We start from the raw sequence: 14,141 nt of genomic DNA on the forward strand, positions 1-14,141 counted from the left end.
TGTATGTTTTGGAGTGGCAAGAATAAACAAAGAAATGTTATCCAGGACCATCAGGGAGTATCCTATGAGTGGTTGGACAGGCTTACAGAAGCGTTGAAGGTATTCGTGAGGGGCTTCTGTAATAAGATGGAAAAGCGATTCAACAAGATCGATCGTGTATTTCAGAAGGTAATCCTGATTGTTTTCTTTCTTTCCGGCACTACGCTGTGTGTCTTCTTCGCTGTTGGTGGTGGCGTAAAGAATATTTCGTTACAGAAGGTAACTCCGATAACCCGGCCTGCTCATACTTTGCCGTATTATGACACAACGGAATCATTACTGATCAGAAAGAAGGAAGGTAGCTTTCAAAATATCCATCAGTATAAAATCCTTTTGGATAGTCTTTCTGCTACAGTCAAAGGTAAACAGGTGCTGGATAGTTTACGTTCCTCCAGGCCAGGGTTATTGGATAGTTTGGCCCTCATAAATCGAATAATGGAATTGCACTAATTGTGATGTTGAACTTTTAAAATATGTGTGGTATGGATAATCAGCAGCAATCGTTATCAGAAAAAACGCTAAAGAAGCGGAAGTTTGCTTTAGTGTTACCTATTATAGTTTTCCCTTTCGCAACATTGATATTTTGGGCTCTCGGCGGAGGGAAAGGTACTGCCGCTCCGGCAGTATATACAAAGGACGCATTCAATTACTCTCTTCCGGCTCCTGTATTGCCGGATGATTCGAAAATGTCGAAACTGGATTATTATGAAAAAGCCGCCAGGGATTCTGCAAAATGGAGAGATATTGCCCGCCGCGATCCTTATTATAATTCAACATCTGGAAAAGACACGGAAAAGAACGAAAGTGAGGTGATGGACTTCCACACCGTTACAGAAGCAGAGAAAAGCAGGGCATCCGCGAAATCCGGAGTTGTTGAGTCGCCTTATTCTTCCAGTGAAGCAGATGATAATGTACGACGGGTAAACCGGAAGCTGGCTGAATTGGACAGAGAGCTGAACAAGCCGCCAATGCCTGTCCCAGGGAAAACCGATCACGCAGTTACCGGTAGCTCTTTTCCTGATACTACTGGTATCAGCCCGGAAGTCGCTCAACTGGAAAAGATAATGCAGACCATGCAGAGTGGCACCCCTGAAGATCCGGAGATGACAAAAATTGATGGAATGCTAGATAAAATACTTGATATTCAGTATCCATCGCGGATGCAGGATAGGATTAAAAGAAGATCAGCAGACCATAAGCAACAGGTATATCCGGTATCTTCTATCAACCGCGATAATGTTCCGGTATCCAGCTTACAACCTATACCGTCAGGGACTTCTTTACATATCGACACTGTTTTATCCCTACGCCAGGTTTCCAATGGCTTTTATTCCCTGGATGACGGTCTTCCGGAGGCGGACGAAGAAAATGCTGTGGAGGCTGAAGTTGTGGAGACACAAACACTTGTTACAGGAGCTGTATTGAAACTCCGGCTGGTGAGGGACGTATACATTGCCGGGCGACTGGTGCCAAAGGATACCTATGTTCATGGTGCGGTGTCCATCAGTGGCGAACGCCTTCAAGTGGAAATAAATTCGATCCGGATATCCAACTCCATTCTGCCAGTTGCGATTTCTGCTTATGATATGGACGGTATGGCTGGCATCTACGTTCCCGGAGCGATTGCCAGGGACGTTTCAAAAAATTCTGCCGACCAGGCTATACAGAGTGTGGGGTTAACATCTTTGGACCCATCAATAGGGGCGCAGGCCGCGAGCGCCGGTATAGAAACCGCCAAAACCCTACTTAGCCGGAAAGTTAAACTTATTAAGGTGACAGTAAAAGCTGGGTACCAGGTTCTGCTCAAAAACCGACAGAGCTGACAGATTATTCTCTCATGTTTAAAATCCTAAGTGATGATGTTGAAATGTGCTGTGTGGATGGCAGGTATTGCCTGCCTATTAGGGAACATGACTGCCAGGGCGCAGGCGTACGATGAGTTGTCTCCATTGAATTTACGGGTTTCCTACCAGAAAACAACGAACCTCATATTTCCGTATGCTGTTACCAGCGTGGATCGGGGAAGCCGGGACATTTTGGTTCAAAAGGCAAAGGGTGTTCGTAATATCTTGCAGGTAAAAGCCGGTAAGGAGTATTTCTCTGAAACAAACCTCAGTGTAGTGACAGAGGACGGCAGGTTTTATTCTTTTGTAGTGCAATATGATAGTTTTCCTGCTGTATTAAACTTACAATTTGGCAAGAAGCTGGATACTGATATATACGGTGGTCCTATTCATCTTTCCAATGATTCCCTGAATGCTGCGGAACTACACCGGACCGCCGAACTTGTGCGTATCAGTAACCGCCATCAGTGGAGGACTACCGATGAAAAGTACAGTATGCGCCTCCGTCTCAATGCAATCTATATCCGGAATGACCTCTTTTATTTCCAAGTCAGTTTAAAAAACAGTTCTACTATTAACTATTATCCTGATCAGATAAAGTTTTTTATCCGGGATAAGAAGGTTGCCCGGCGAACTGCCCACCAGGAGAAGATCATCCAGCCTAAATTGATTTTGGGGCCTAATGCTGTGATCACCGCCAATAGTGAGACCGCAATAGTTTTTGCTCTGCCAAAATTTACCATTCCTGATAAGAAACATCTGTATTTGTACGTGACGGAGAAAGATGGTGGTCGGCATCTGAAGATCAGGATCAAGAATCGTCAGCTAATAAAGGCACAGCCGATTTGATTACCTATAAAATTTGATTTATGAGCGATATCAATATAAAATCTGATGATAAGCCTGAATCATTAAGGTTTCACCCCATTGATGCCATTGATCAGTACTTGGTGATTCGCCATACCCACCCAGGGCACCAGGTTTACGAAATCGGTCATGAACTGACCGCTGTAGGCAGTACTACGGATTTTATGGAAGCATACAGCTGTTTGATGAAATCAACAATGAATGAATCGGTTTTATCTAAGCAATATGTTGACTTCTCGCTGGTAGCCAGCTTTATAGATCAAAAACTGGCTTTAGACGTGGAAGGGTGTCCGGAGAATGGAACAGGGTTATTTATTGCTGGTGCGTACCGGCAATACAATTCATCAGATCAAACCAGAAGTTGGGAGATCACTGAGTTTAATAACCCTTGTATTCCAATAGCAGTTCGCAACGGAGCTGATGACAAATTTCAGAACATTAATACTATTTATTTACACCGTGAAAATGAAAGTATCATGAATGAAAAGGTGTATGAATATCATAAAAACGATTTAAAGAGCCGGGGTGTTGGGGATGCTCTCGATGATGCTCTCAAAATGATGTTACAAAAGGGAGAAAAGCAGTCCAGCCTGTATCATACCACAAAATATGGGGAAGACCTGGCTGTAGCCACATTTCAATACAACAAGTCACAGCGTGAAGGCAGTGACCTTGTTTTTCTGAACAAAATTGAGTTGCTGGTAAAACCAAAAGTAGGAGAAATTCAAAGACAGGCTTTCGACATCACCAGAGATTCAGACAAGCTAACATTAAAGAATGCTTACAACGTAATGCAGGGGCGTTCATTTCTTGTCAATGAAGATAAAAATGAATGGGCCTACCTCGATTTTAAGCAAACGGACAAACAAGGGAATCACCCACTGGTGAAGGTTGCAGGATATGATGTGCAGAAAGTCGTTGGCAGATATCAGTTGGATCAACTTATTAATCCGGAGGAAGCACAGATGCTCTATGGTTCATTGGAGAGAGGGAATCGCCAGATGGTTAGTGTAAATGAAAAACGTTTTTTTATTGAAGCGCTGCCACTACATGATACCATACGGGTGTATAAAGATAACCTGCAACAGACGACAGTAGAGGCTTTAAAGGAAGCCACGCAGCAGAAACAAAAGGACAATCAGGCACTGGACCAGAGTGTAGCAAAGGAAAGCAATACCCATAAAAACAATAAAGGGCAGTCCATTTCCTGATTTTCAAAAAAATGTTTTGTGAAATTGAATCTGTGACTTATGGATAAAGCAAGAGAGAGGCTTACCGCTTTCTTTGAAGCGGTAAAAAATGACAACCGGATTGGGTCTACACATCTTAGTTTGTACCTGGCTTTATTTCAGCTGTGGAATCAAAATGACTTTGAAGACCCTGTATCCATTCATCGCCCGGAGGTGTTGGAACTGGCAAAAATAAGCCGGTCCACCTACCACCGGTGTATGCGTGATTTGAATGATCATGGATATGTGAAGTACATCGCTTCCTATCACCCTATATTGGGTAGCATCGTGTATATGGTGGACTTTGAAGCGTCTCCTGGAAAGAGCTTTAATTACCTGTAGGATTTATGGTATTGCAAACCTGAAAAGGAAACAGGCTGGTAGGAGTACCGCTGTCAGCGATAGGGTTTGCAGATGGGGATAATTCCATGAAAGATAAGGCCCGCTTGTCGGGCTTTATCTTATTAATATAAATGTAACGCTATGATTAAGCATGATGAAAGTGTAGTAATGAGGGCTATAGCGCTGTGTTTTAAGCCATTTTTGAAGGTAGAAGAGGCCCTTATTTATTGTGATCTCGGTCGTACCCAATTCACAAAACGGTGCGAGGAATTTGGTGTATATAAAAATGAAAGCGGCTATTTCAGTCGAGAGCAATTGAACAAAATGATGTCCGGTGAGCCATCTCCTTACATAGCCGCTGTTCATGGACTAAAGCTGAAGAAAATACGGTAACAGCTCCGGGCTGGGTAAATTACTGATGGTTGCTGACTCGTCTTTCGGTCGGTGACGTTTGTAAATCTTTTTTACCTGGTCCGTTGTTGTATGACCTAGAAGACATGCCACTGTAGCATCATCCACAAGTTTATCCTGTAGCAGAATGGAAAAACTCAACCTTGCACAGGACCAGGTGATATGTTTGTCAATCCCCGCCGCTTTGACCCATTGCAGTAGCATCTTATTTGCCCCATCTGCACTCGGCAGCCTAAATACCAGAGTGTTTTCGTTAGGTAATGAATCAAGTCGCGCTTTTCTTTTTCCCAGAATCGCACGGGCGATAGGATGAAGCGTTAGGGTTACAGGCTGTCCTGTTTTCGCCTGAATTATTCTGGTGACTAGTGTTGGTCCTTTTATTTGATCCCAAGAAAGTGTTTTCACATCACACCAACGGAGCCCTGTATAACAGCAAAGAATAAACGCTTCCTGTACTTCCTGATTAAGGCAGGGGGTTACAAGAAGCTGCAAATATTCCTCTACCTCCAGGAGATCCTTCAACATGGTACTTGGATTAGATTTTGCAGCTACTTCTTCTGATGGGCTTTTGATATAATATCCATCGCTGGTAGCAGCATCAAGTACCCATTTGAAGCGGGTAAAGTAATCGCTAGGTGTTTCACCGGTGTATTTATCTAACAAATACCGCCGAAATTCTTTGCATAAGTTTTCTGTAACCTCAATAGGAGAAATAAAATCCTTTTTCAGAAATTCCTTAAACTGCGTAAAGCTGTTGGATAGATGCCGGTTTCCATCCCGTTTGTTTTTCTCTACATATTCATCATAGTAATCTAAAAAGTTAGCTTTGAATTTATGGGGCGGGATATAGGCTGATCCGATAGCCTGTTGTTCAATTGTCTTTTGGCTCTTCTTTACATCTATCAAGGCGCGGGCCTGCTTGTTATGGATTTTTTCTTCCCGGCTTTTAGGGTGTGTGTAAATAAAGATGCCAGTTGATGGTCTCTGTCCTTTTTTTCGCCCGTAGTCATAGTAGAAGGTAATCTTATCACCGTTCTTACTCAATCTCTCCAATATATTCATACAGCACCGTTTTTACGAGTGAAACAAACAGCGATCAATCTGTATGCCGTGCCATATGTGGCATGTATCGCATTTACACATGCGAGAGAAAGCGGCGAAAAGCGAGTAAATCTTTTTTCAAACTGACAATTTTGAATAGTGCCATTTTGCCGTGTGTCGTCAGCTATGTTGTAAAGCAGGAAAAACTGACACTTTTCATTTGTTGGAATGGGTGGGGTGTGCTGGTAGTGTGCTGGTACTGGCACAAGAATTTGGTGTGTCATTTGGTGTGTCAAATATGTGTCGCGAATAGTGGGAGAAAGCGGTAAAAACCGTTAAAAACGACACTTGACTAAATGAAAAAAGGCTTGTAAGTCAATTACTTACAAGCCTCTTGTGTGCCCAGAACTGGATTCGAACCAGCACACCCTTGCGAGCGCTGCGACCTGAACACAGTGCGTCTACCAATTTCGCCATCTGGGCAACTGATTTTGTGTTTCAGGACGGCAAAGATAGGAATAGATTCTATTCTACCAAATCTTTTTTAAAATAAAATTTCAGCCACCCGGTTGCGAGTGGCTGAAAATGAAGGTGTAATGATTAACGCTCGTAGAACTTAGGAGGCTCGATCCCTAACGCTCTCAGGTATACGTAACCCTGTCCGCGATGATGCACTTCATTATCGATGAAATAAAGCAGAATATCAATCACTGGCCCCTCAAAGAAACCCCAGGAGTTCTCCCTGGCACGGAAACGCTCAGGTGTCATCGCTGACCATTCTGCATTGATCTTTTCTGTTACTTCATCCCAGTATGCCAGCAACTCCTCTTTTGTTTTGATAGCATTACCCTTCGCTTCCAACTCTTCAAATGGCGTCCAGTTGCCATAAGCCATCCCATCGATGCCAGTAGCAATACCCACCGCTTCCAGCGCCAACTGCGAAAATGGACGCATTCCGCCAATGGAAAATTCAAATAATTCTTTTTCAGGGAACGCTTCAATGACACGACGAGTTAATCCACGATGACCTTGCCAATGCTTTAAAATTTCTTCCGGAGAGAGAATTGCAGGTGCGTTCAATGTTGCTGTAGACATAATAATAAGGTTTTTGCTAGTGATTATTGATTACAATACAAAATTCAGGAGGCGATGTGACAACAGTATGTCAGTAGTAAAAAATAATCGCAAAATAATTTCTGACGGAAGCCAACAGATCAATAATTCCAGATAAATGAGAAAGAAGAAATACTAAATGAAGATGCCCCCCGGGCTACCAAAAATAAATCATGCACGCCCTGAGCATGCCGCAGATTCCCCACCAGCTTCAACGCATAAGTGGTATCCCCTGTATATGGTATATCTAATGTACCAATGATTTTTCCCTTAGGCTCGTCTATCCTAAACTCTAACCGCGAACCCTTTTCCTTCGTAGTCTTACTAACCTCCACCCTGAAACCAATCTCCCCCAAACTCAGGTTCACCTGCGCAAAACCCAGATAACTCCCCTCCTTCATCTGAAACTCCTTTTCCGGCTTCTTCGCGGGTGCAGTCGTCGGGACCACCTGGCCACAAACAGTCAACGCCTGCAAAGCAAAAATCAGAAACAGGATACACCTCATAGGGATATGGATATTCAAAATTCTACCATTCCATTCATAACAGTAGCACCTGTTACAAGTGGAAATAATAAATAATCGACATAAAATTAATGAATTATGAGTAAATATATCAAATTAATACCATACAAACAATCTTATTAAAAAATAGTACATTTGCCCTAATTCTTAAATAAACATAATGACAACGGAGAAATTGACTACCAAAGAGAGAATTCTGACCACCGCACTGCATTTATACAATGAACAAGGCGCCGACATAGTCACCATCCGCCATATCGCGAAAGAAATAAATATCAGCCACGGCAACCTCCAATATCATTATAAAAACACGGAAGAAATCATCCTCGCCCTGTTCAATCAACTTGCCGAGGCCATGGACAAAGGCATGGCACAAGCGGAAAACCCCGCCATCCCTACCTTCGCCCAATTCCTGGCCGACACGGAGCATATGTTCTCCATACTCTACCAATACCGCTTTATATTCCTGCACTTTGTTGCCATCACCCAACGCGTTCCGGAAATTAAAAAACGCTACAACGCTATTGAAAGCAACCGGGAACACCAGTTTATCCGCCTCTTCCATAACTACCAGGAAACAGGCATCTTCCGCACAGATATCCCAGAAGAAGTCTGGATAGACCTCGTTACTCAAATCTTTATTGTAGGTAACTTCTGGATGCCCCACAACGAAATACAATTACAACTGAAAGGACAAAAAGCAGTCAGACATTATGTCCATCTTGTAGGCAATATGTTCTACCCTTACCTCACTCCCAAAGGCATCGCCACCGTACAGACATCCTGACATGATATTTGTCAGCTCCATCCCTGACGTTACTCATTTTTGGTGAACTTTAAAGCAAATAGCTTTGTTAAACCACCAAAAGCGAATAGCTATGCAAGAACAAGATGTTATTCAATTGAGTCAGCTTCGCGGGGAACCAGCTGTTACTGTTCTCATCTCTACTCACCGGACTTTCCCGGACAATAAACGAGACAGTATCAACCTCAAAAACCTGGTAACTGCCGCGGAGAAACAGTTGTACGAGCTATATGACAAACGCGCTGTATGGCCCATACTGGAGAAAATAAAAGAAATGGAAACAGGGATCGATCACCGGTATAATCTGGATAGCCTCGTTCTTTACGCTTCCGAAAACTTCAGTAAAGTCTACAACCTTCCCGTCGATACAACAGATCGTATCATCATCGGCAAACGCTTTGAAATCAGACCGCTGCTAAAAGCGCTGCAAGACGTAACCCACTATTACGCCATCTCTGTGAGCCGACAGAAAATCCGTCTGCTGGAAGCCGACAACGAAACGCTCATCCGGGAAATTCATAACGAGGATTTTCCTTTTGAAAATACAAACTACTACACCACCGACCCAATGAAATTAAAAAATGATGCGGTAATAGATGACCTCATCAAAGAATACTTCAATGTGGCCGACAAACGATTTAAGAAATATTACCACGAAAATCCGTTACCTGTAGTATTAATGGGCGATACCAAAATGCTGGCATACTACCAGGAACAAATGGATATCAAAGGAATCGTCATCGGTACCGTAAATGGTAGCTTCGACGATACGCAGGATCATGATATACCCAGACAAGTAGGTCCTGTTCTGAAACAAATGAAAGAGAAAAAACAGGAAGAAATCCAGCAGGCAATAGCTACTGCCCAATCTCAACAGCGCTTACTGGTAGACCTCAGTGATATTTATCGTGCAGCCGTCGACGGTAGTGCCGATACATTATATGTAGAAAACACCTATTTCCAGCCAGGAACAATTCATGATGGCGCCGTCTCCCTACATCCGGATGAAGATGGCAGTAAAGACCTCTCCTACGATGTGCTTCTTCCCATCATTGAAACCATCCTCTCTAAAAGCGGAAAAGTGGTTTTCGTAGATGAAGGTGCGCTGAACGAATTCCAAGGCATCGCACTTTCTACAAGATTTTAGAACTGCAGCACATCTGTTGTAACCTCCGGCGCCTGCGCTCTAAACCGCAGGCGCCGTATTTTCTGACAACCAACTTTATCAATAATGAAAGTACTCGTCCCTACCGATTTTTCCGAAGCAGCCTTTAATGCAGCGAAATATGCGGTTACTATGTCTTCCCGTTTTCAAAAAGCCGATATCACTTTGTACCACTCCTATAGCGTACTACACCTCTCCGGTATTCCCATGCCAGTAATGCCGGAAGATACGCCCGCTTTTAAGGAAAAAATTATCGGAGAATTGAATAAAATAAAAGAACAGCTGGCAGACATTACCCCTCGCACCACCACCATCAATTGTGAAACAGATGTACTTCCTCTGTTGGAAGGTATGCAGCAAATCATCGATATCCGTAGCATCAATATGGTTATCATGGGCATCACCGGTAAAAGCGGATTACAAAAGACCCTCATAGGCAGCAATACACTGGCCGTAACACAACATATCACCATTCCCGTAATTATTATTCCTACGGCTGCCGCCTGGAAACCACAAAATAAAATCCTCTTTGCCTATAACAAGAAACAACCGCTTCTCAGCAGGCAAAGCAATGCCATTGAGCAACTAGTCACCAAACTAGGCGCTCACCTGGATGTATTATATGTAGGGGAAGACGTAGACTCTCCTGCTGTCAAACAGGAAATTGAAAAACTATTGCATGTACATGATATCTCCTATCATACTGCCCGCCATCATAAAACAGCCTCGGATATCCTGCACTTTGCGGAAAAAGAATCTACCGATATGCTGCTGGCAATACCTGGCAAATACAGCTTCCTGGAAGATCTCTTTCACAAAAGCGTGACTAAAGAACTCGCCTATAAAACGCATATTCCTCTGATTGTTATCGGCTGATCCCCGATCACTATTTGATTTGTTTTGGCGCCCCGGCAGGTGGCGGTAGTTTTGTTTTGTCTACCCATTGCGGAGGTGTGTTGTAATCACAACCGTCTGTTTTACTATTGTCATTACATTCATTTGCCACCTGGGCTTCATCGCCTGTAGGCACAGGAGGTTTGCCAAACAAATTCTTACTTTCTGCTTCCAGACCGGATTGTTTACATTCATTCGCATCCACTTTAGACTTAGTGGCGTCGTGATGTTCGGCCTTACCTGGAGGTGGCGTAGGTTGCTGTAATCTCACCAACGCAATGCGATACATCTGGAAGAAAGCCTCCCAGGGCCTTTCCCCCTGCCCACCTGATGCCACAAAGGCATCAATGGCAGTCAGCACCCGCTGTCCCAATTTTGTACCGGCACTCAATCCGAATATACGCAGCCTGTCTTCCGGCTTGGTGACTGTCTTAAACAGTTGCAGGAATTCACGGGTAAGATCCTTATTCGTACCAAATTCCTTGCCCTGCAAATGCGTACTCAGATCCTGGGCAGATTGTACGCCATACTCTTTAATCACATCCACTAAATGACTCTCCGGATTATTATTCAGCGCTGCACCCAGCAATTCTCCCGTCCCCTGAGACAGCGCAATATTCTTCTTATCCACCGCCAACGCCTCCGCTACCATTCCCTGGAATTTCTTTCCTCTGTCTTCCCCTAATTGTTCATTAATCTCTTTTTCCTTGCCTTCCGGTGAGGCATAGCCGCGAACATACTGAACAGCATATCCTTCCTTTACTTTATCCTGAACAAGTTTCAGGTTGTTTTTATTCTGCTCTTTCAGATCGGCATCATCCGGCTCATTGGTGGTATAGTACTTGAAATAATGCAGGAAATCCTCCGGAGGAGCAGGTTTCGGCGTTTCCGGCTTGGTATCATCTTCCTGTTTACTATCCTCACAGGTATATTCCACAATAGGCGGAGGACAAATACAACTAGTATTTACACAGTTCGGACGAGTAGGTGCAGCAGGTTTGTCAAAACTAAACTGATACTTCAACCCATAGGTCGTTGGTAGCCCACCCGTTTGATTCACATCTGCCGACAGGCCATGTTGTCCTAACTGCGCGCCCAGATTGACATCCCACATATTCGGATTCACTCCCTGCACATTGCCATAATGCAAATAATCAAAATGACCTTTCACTCTTAATGGCTGATTGCCTACATTTCCCAATCCCAGATTCAGATCCACAGAAACACCTCCTCCGGGCTTTCCATCTGGAATAGCACGCGGGCCAGTTCCTGCGCCTACATTTGTACCCTTGCCTTCTACTGTAATCTGAGAAGTATCCTTACCAGTAGGGAATGTGACAGTAATGCCACCAGTGCCAGTCACCTGCGGATCTTTCCCTCCCACAATTACATCCGGAATATTATCCTTCAACTTCACATACATATCCGCCCGCGTAGTGCCTTTACAGTAACTGAATACCAGCGCCAGATTTCGCAAATCCGGATTATAGAACCATCCGGTAACCGCATCATTGGTGCCGGCACATTTACAGCGCTTCATCTTACGTGTAACGCTTCTCGTTATAGTGGTTTTGCCATCTCTCCAACTACGCAAGGTCACCGGGCCATCGGTAGTGCCGGCCGACTTATCCGGCGCTCTTCGGATTATGGGGTTGGATATAGGGAGATGACCAGGCTTCCGTCTGGCATCAGGCCCGCTGGCGCCCTGCTGTAAGGTATGCGTCAGTTCATGTGCCAGTAACCGGCGACCACTGTCTGTTTCAGGACTATATTTCCCATTGTTAAAATAAATATCATTTCCTACAGTAAATGCCTGCGCGTTCAGATCCCTCGACATACTGGCGGCATAATCGCCGGTATGGATTCTGATGTTGGAGAAGTCTGCTCCAAAACGGCTTTCCATAAAGCTCTTTGTATTATCCGACATTCCGCTGCCCTGCCCTCTCGTAGCGCCAATACCAGCACTCACTTCACTACTCACCGCAGCTGTTCCCTCTCCGCCACTACTCCTTCTGATAATAGCCGCCAGTGGCTTCATCTGTAGTTTCCCCTTTTTATCTTCCTCTTCACAATGCGCACATTTACGTTGTATCATCCCAGGTTCCGGTGATCGGTGCAGTTTCTCTTCTTCACATTGCGCGCACTTACGCATGATCGACGCTTCTTTTTCCTGGTCGCAAGCAGCACATTTGCGCTGCACAGCACTACTCACAGGCGTCGCAGCGGCAGGTGCAGCGGCTGGCAAATGCATATTCATCACCTTATCTGCCATCGCATCGGCTTCTGCCTCTTGCGGATCATCCACAGCCCCCAACGTCAGTTTGAACTGAACAGGCATACGCACCTGCTGAAAAGGAGATTCCTGATGCAATGAGGTAGCTGGCTGACTGGCAGCTACTGCCGCGGCTGCAGGTACGCTTTCTTGCGATGATCTAGTCACATTTGCATGTTCAGACATAACAGCATTTTAAAGGGTTTTACCTTCTTTTCTAAATTCTTTCCGAATCCCTTCTACCAGGTCTTCTGCCGTAATTTCCTTCGTGCTGCGGTTCAAAGCCATTAAGGATGCATATTGCACCACATTGATGATAGATCCTCCCGATAATTCGTATTGTTGCGCAATTTTTTCCATCGCCGAAACAGGCGGAGGAACAGACGAGGTACTGAATGCGCCGTTCCATAAGCGCAAACGCTCCCGGGGCTGCGGCTTCGGAAAATGAATAATCGCCTGTAATCTTCTTACAAAAGCTTCATCCATATTATTCCTCATATTGGAAGCGAGAATCACCAACCCGGGATAATCTTCCAACCGCTGTAATAAATAAGATATTTCCTGGTTGGCATAACGGTCATGGGCATCCGAAACATTTGTACGCTTGCCAAACAACGCATCTGCTTCGTCAAAAAACAAAATCCAGTTTTTATTCTCTGCTCTGGCAAAAACTTTCTCCAGGTTTTTCTCCGTCTCGCCTATATACTTTGATACCACCATTGACAGGTCAATCCGGTACACATCCAGTCCGAACATTTTCCCTAAAAGGGCTGCTGTCAAGGTTTTACCAGTGCCTGGAGGCCCGAAAAACAATGCCTTATAACCCGGTTTCAGGGTACGACTCATCCCCCACTCCTGGTATAGTGTCTGTCCATGTTGTAACCAGATACGTAGTTCATCCAGCTGTTTTGTAGTAAACTCGTCTACAACCAGATCCGTCCATTCCAGGTTGGTGGTAAGTCGGCGTGCCGGGAAATCTGTACTGAACTGCGGTTTGCTCAGTTTGCCCTGCGTAAAGAAATCTACGTACTCATGAGAAAGGCTGATTACACTGCTGGGATAAGGCTCACCCGCAGTTGTATCTATACTCAGAATATTGTGGGAATAAAAAACATGTTCGGGTTCAAAGAACGCAGACAACATAAATCGCATCGCCAGATCCGTTCCGCCTATAATGAATAATGCCGTTTCAATAGTGGGAATGAATCCGCCATGCCTGGTTCCTTTAATACCGCCAAACTCTGTAAATCCCCTTCCAATATTTTTATTCGTAGTGAAAAACACATCTAACAACTGTGGCTGTATATGAGGGATAATTGTCAGCACCAGTAATAGTCGCTCCTCCCTTGTGAAATTATAATGACGAACAAACTGCGCATACACGGATGCATCATTGCCAAGATCCGGCGCAGGAATCGCAGCAGGATCTGCCCCGTTCGCAGTCGCAGCAGTATTTCCATTTTCATCGGGCGAAGCCTCAAAATAATGTTGCAGACGCGCATTCACCACCTGCATGAACCATTCCATTTCCTGGTCCAAACTATAGGCATTTTCAGCCGCCTTCACTATTTCCTGTTGTATATTCATAGTGGGAA

At 44.4% G+C, this 14,141-nt stretch carries 13 protein-coding genes and 1 tRNA gene; 8 read left to right on the forward strand and 6 right to left on the reverse strand.

The genetic code is table 11. From position 1 onward, the window contains the following. Positions 1 to 3 precede the first annotated feature (3 nt). Genes CLV59_RS16380 through CLV59_RS16400 form a run of 5 tightly spaced genes read left to right on the forward strand, consistent with a single transcriptional unit; the run spans position 4 to position 4,321 of the window. Positions 4 to 489, forward strand: coding sequence for a hypothetical protein (locus CLV59_RS16380; RefSeq protein WP_111593137.1), 486 nt, complete (start codon positions 4 to 6; stop codon positions 487 to 489). 32 nt (positions 490 to 521) lie between these two features. Next, entirely contained in the window at positions 522 to 1,862 is a 1,341-nt protein-coding gene (traM, locus tag CLV59_RS16385) for a conjugative transposon protein TraM (protein ID WP_170137780.1), read from the forward strand. A gap of 33 nt (positions 1,863 to 1,895) precedes the next feature. After that, complete coding sequence (gene traN / locus CLV59_RS16390) at positions 1,896 to 2,732, forward strand: conjugative transposon protein TraN (RefSeq protein ID WP_111593139.1); 837 nt, start codon at positions 1,896 to 1,898, stop codon at positions 2,730 to 2,732. A gap of 20 nt (positions 2,733 to 2,752) precedes the next feature. Then, positions 2,753 to 3,961: a hypothetical protein gene (locus tag CLV59_RS16395; protein WP_111593140.1), complete on the forward strand. Its 1,209-nt coding sequence runs from the start codon at positions 2,753 to 2,755 to the stop codon at positions 3,959 to 3,961. Positions 3,962 to 4,000: 39 nt separating this feature from the next. Next, positions 4,001 to 4,321 carry a hypothetical protein gene (locus CLV59_RS16400; protein ID WP_111593141.1) on the forward strand — a complete coding sequence of 107 codons (321 nt, stop codon included), beginning with the start codon at positions 4,001 to 4,003 and terminating at the stop codon, positions 4,319 to 4,321. A gap of 369 nt (positions 4,322 to 4,690) precedes the next feature. Here the strand turns inward: CLV59_RS16400 and CLV59_RS16410 are convergent, their stop codons facing one another. From CLV59_RS16410 to CLV59_RS16425, 4 genes are all read right to left on the reverse strand, one after another. After that, the gene (locus tag CLV59_RS16410) at positions 4,691 to 5,794 is read right to left on the reverse strand and encodes a site-specific integrase (RefSeq protein ID WP_111593143.1); all 1,104 of its coding nucleotides are present in this window, start codon (positions 5,792 to 5,794) and stop codon (positions 4,691 to 4,693) included. 378 nt (positions 5,795 to 6,172) lie between these two features. Next, positions 6,173 to 6,256, reverse strand: a tRNA-Leu gene (locus tag CLV59_RS16415). Between the two features lie 117 nt (positions 6,257 to 6,373). Further along, a complete protein-coding gene (locus CLV59_RS16420; RefSeq protein WP_111593144.1) occupies positions 6,374 to 6,868 on the reverse strand; it encodes a DinB family protein in 495 nt (164 codons plus the stop codon). Positions 6,869 to 6,987: 119 nt separating this feature from the next. Next, a complete protein-coding gene (locus CLV59_RS16425; RefSeq protein ID WP_111593145.1) occupies positions 6,988 to 7,392 on the reverse strand; it encodes a carbohydrate-binding protein in 405 nt (134 codons plus the stop codon). Between the two features lie 178 nt (positions 7,393 to 7,570). Between CLV59_RS16425 and CLV59_RS16430 the strand changes: the two genes are divergently transcribed. The 3 genes from CLV59_RS16430 to CLV59_RS16440 all read left to right on the forward strand — a co-directional run bounded on the left by CLV59_RS16430 (position 7,571) and on the right by CLV59_RS16440 (position 10,256). Continuing rightward, a complete protein-coding gene (locus CLV59_RS16430) occupies positions 7,571 to 8,197 on the forward strand; it encodes a TetR/AcrR family transcriptional regulator (RefSeq protein ID WP_111593146.1) in 627 nt (208 codons plus the stop codon). 91 nt (positions 8,198 to 8,288) lie between these two features. Further along, a complete protein-coding gene (locus CLV59_RS16435; protein ID WP_111593147.1) occupies positions 8,289 to 9,362 on the forward strand; it encodes an AOC03_06830 family ribosome hibernation factor in 1,074 nt (357 codons plus the stop codon). 84 nt (positions 9,363 to 9,446) lie between these two features. Continuing rightward, on the forward strand, positions 9,447 to 10,256 hold the full coding sequence (locus CLV59_RS16440) for a universal stress protein (RefSeq protein WP_111593148.1): 810 nt from the start codon (positions 9,447 to 9,449) through the stop codon (positions 10,254 to 10,256). 10 nt (positions 10,257 to 10,266) lie between these two features. Here CLV59_RS16440 and CLV59_RS16445 read toward each other — a convergent pair whose 3' ends face one another. Together CLV59_RS16445 and CLV59_RS16450 are read right to left on the reverse strand one after the other, a co-directional pair. After that, positions 10,267 to 12,732 carry an eCIS core domain-containing protein gene (locus CLV59_RS16445; RefSeq protein WP_211323915.1) on the reverse strand — a complete coding sequence of 822 codons (2,466 nt, stop codon included), beginning with the start codon at positions 12,730 to 12,732 and terminating at the stop codon, positions 10,267 to 10,269. 9 nt (positions 12,733 to 12,741) lie between these two features. Continuing rightward, on the reverse strand, positions 12,742 to 14,133 hold the full coding sequence (locus CLV59_RS16450) for an ATP-binding protein (RefSeq protein WP_111593149.1): 1,392 nt from the start codon (positions 14,131 to 14,133) through the stop codon (positions 12,742 to 12,744). Positions 14,134 to 14,141 lie beyond the last annotated feature (8 nt).

This window comes from Chitinophaga dinghuensis, from assembly GCF_003259435.1.
GTDB lineage: Bacteria > Bacteroidota > Bacteroidia > Chitinophagales > Chitinophagaceae > Chitinophaga > Chitinophaga dinghuensis.

What these genes read in the sequence shown, in the direction of transcription:
- CLV59_RS16380 (WP_111593137.1), top strand. Translation starts at nt 4, where the DNA reads ATGTTTTGGAGTGGCAAGAATAAACAAAGAAATGTTATCCAGGACCAT.
- traM (WP_170137780.1), top strand. Translation starts at nt 522, where the DNA reads ATGGATAATCAGCAGCAATCGTTATCAGAAAAAACGCTAAAGAAGCGG.
- traN (WP_111593139.1), top strand. Translation starts at nt 1,896, where the DNA reads ATGATGTTGAAATGTGCTGTGTGGATGGCAGGTATTGCCTGCCTATTA.
- CLV59_RS16395 (WP_111593140.1), top strand. Translation starts at nt 2,753, where the DNA reads ATGAGCGATATCAATATAAAATCTGATGATAAGCCTGAATCATTAAGG.
- CLV59_RS16400 (WP_111593141.1), top strand. Translation starts at nt 4,001, where the DNA reads ATGGATAAAGCAAGAGAGAGGCTTACCGCTTTCTTTGAAGCGGTAAAA.
- CLV59_RS16410 (WP_111593143.1), bottom strand. Translation starts at nt 5,794, where the DNA reads ATGAATATATTGGAGAGATTGAGTAAGAACGGTGATAAGATTACCTTC.
- CLV59_RS16420 (WP_111593144.1), bottom strand. Translation starts at nt 6,868, where the DNA reads ATGTCTACAGCAACATTGAACGCACCTGCAATTCTCTCTCCGGAAGAA.
- CLV59_RS16425 (WP_111593145.1), bottom strand. Translation starts at nt 7,392, where the DNA reads ATGAGGTGTATCCTGTTTCTGATTTTTGCTTTGCAGGCGTTGACTGTT.
- CLV59_RS16430 (WP_111593146.1), top strand. Translation starts at nt 7,571, where the DNA reads ATGACAACGGAGAAATTGACTACCAAAGAGAGAATTCTGACCACCGCA.
- CLV59_RS16435 (WP_111593147.1), top strand. Translation starts at nt 8,289, where the DNA reads ATGCAAGAACAAGATGTTATTCAATTGAGTCAGCTTCGCGGGGAACCA.
- CLV59_RS16440 (WP_111593148.1), top strand. Translation starts at nt 9,447, where the DNA reads ATGAAAGTACTCGTCCCTACCGATTTTTCCGAAGCAGCCTTTAATGCA.
- CLV59_RS16445 (WP_211323915.1), bottom strand. Translation starts at nt 12,732, where the DNA reads ATGTCTGAACATGCAAATGTGACTAGATCATCGCAAGAAAGCGTACCT.
- CLV59_RS16450 (WP_111593149.1), bottom strand. Translation starts at nt 14,133, where the DNA reads ATGAATATACAACAGGAAATAGTGAAGGCGGCTGAAAATGCCTATAGT.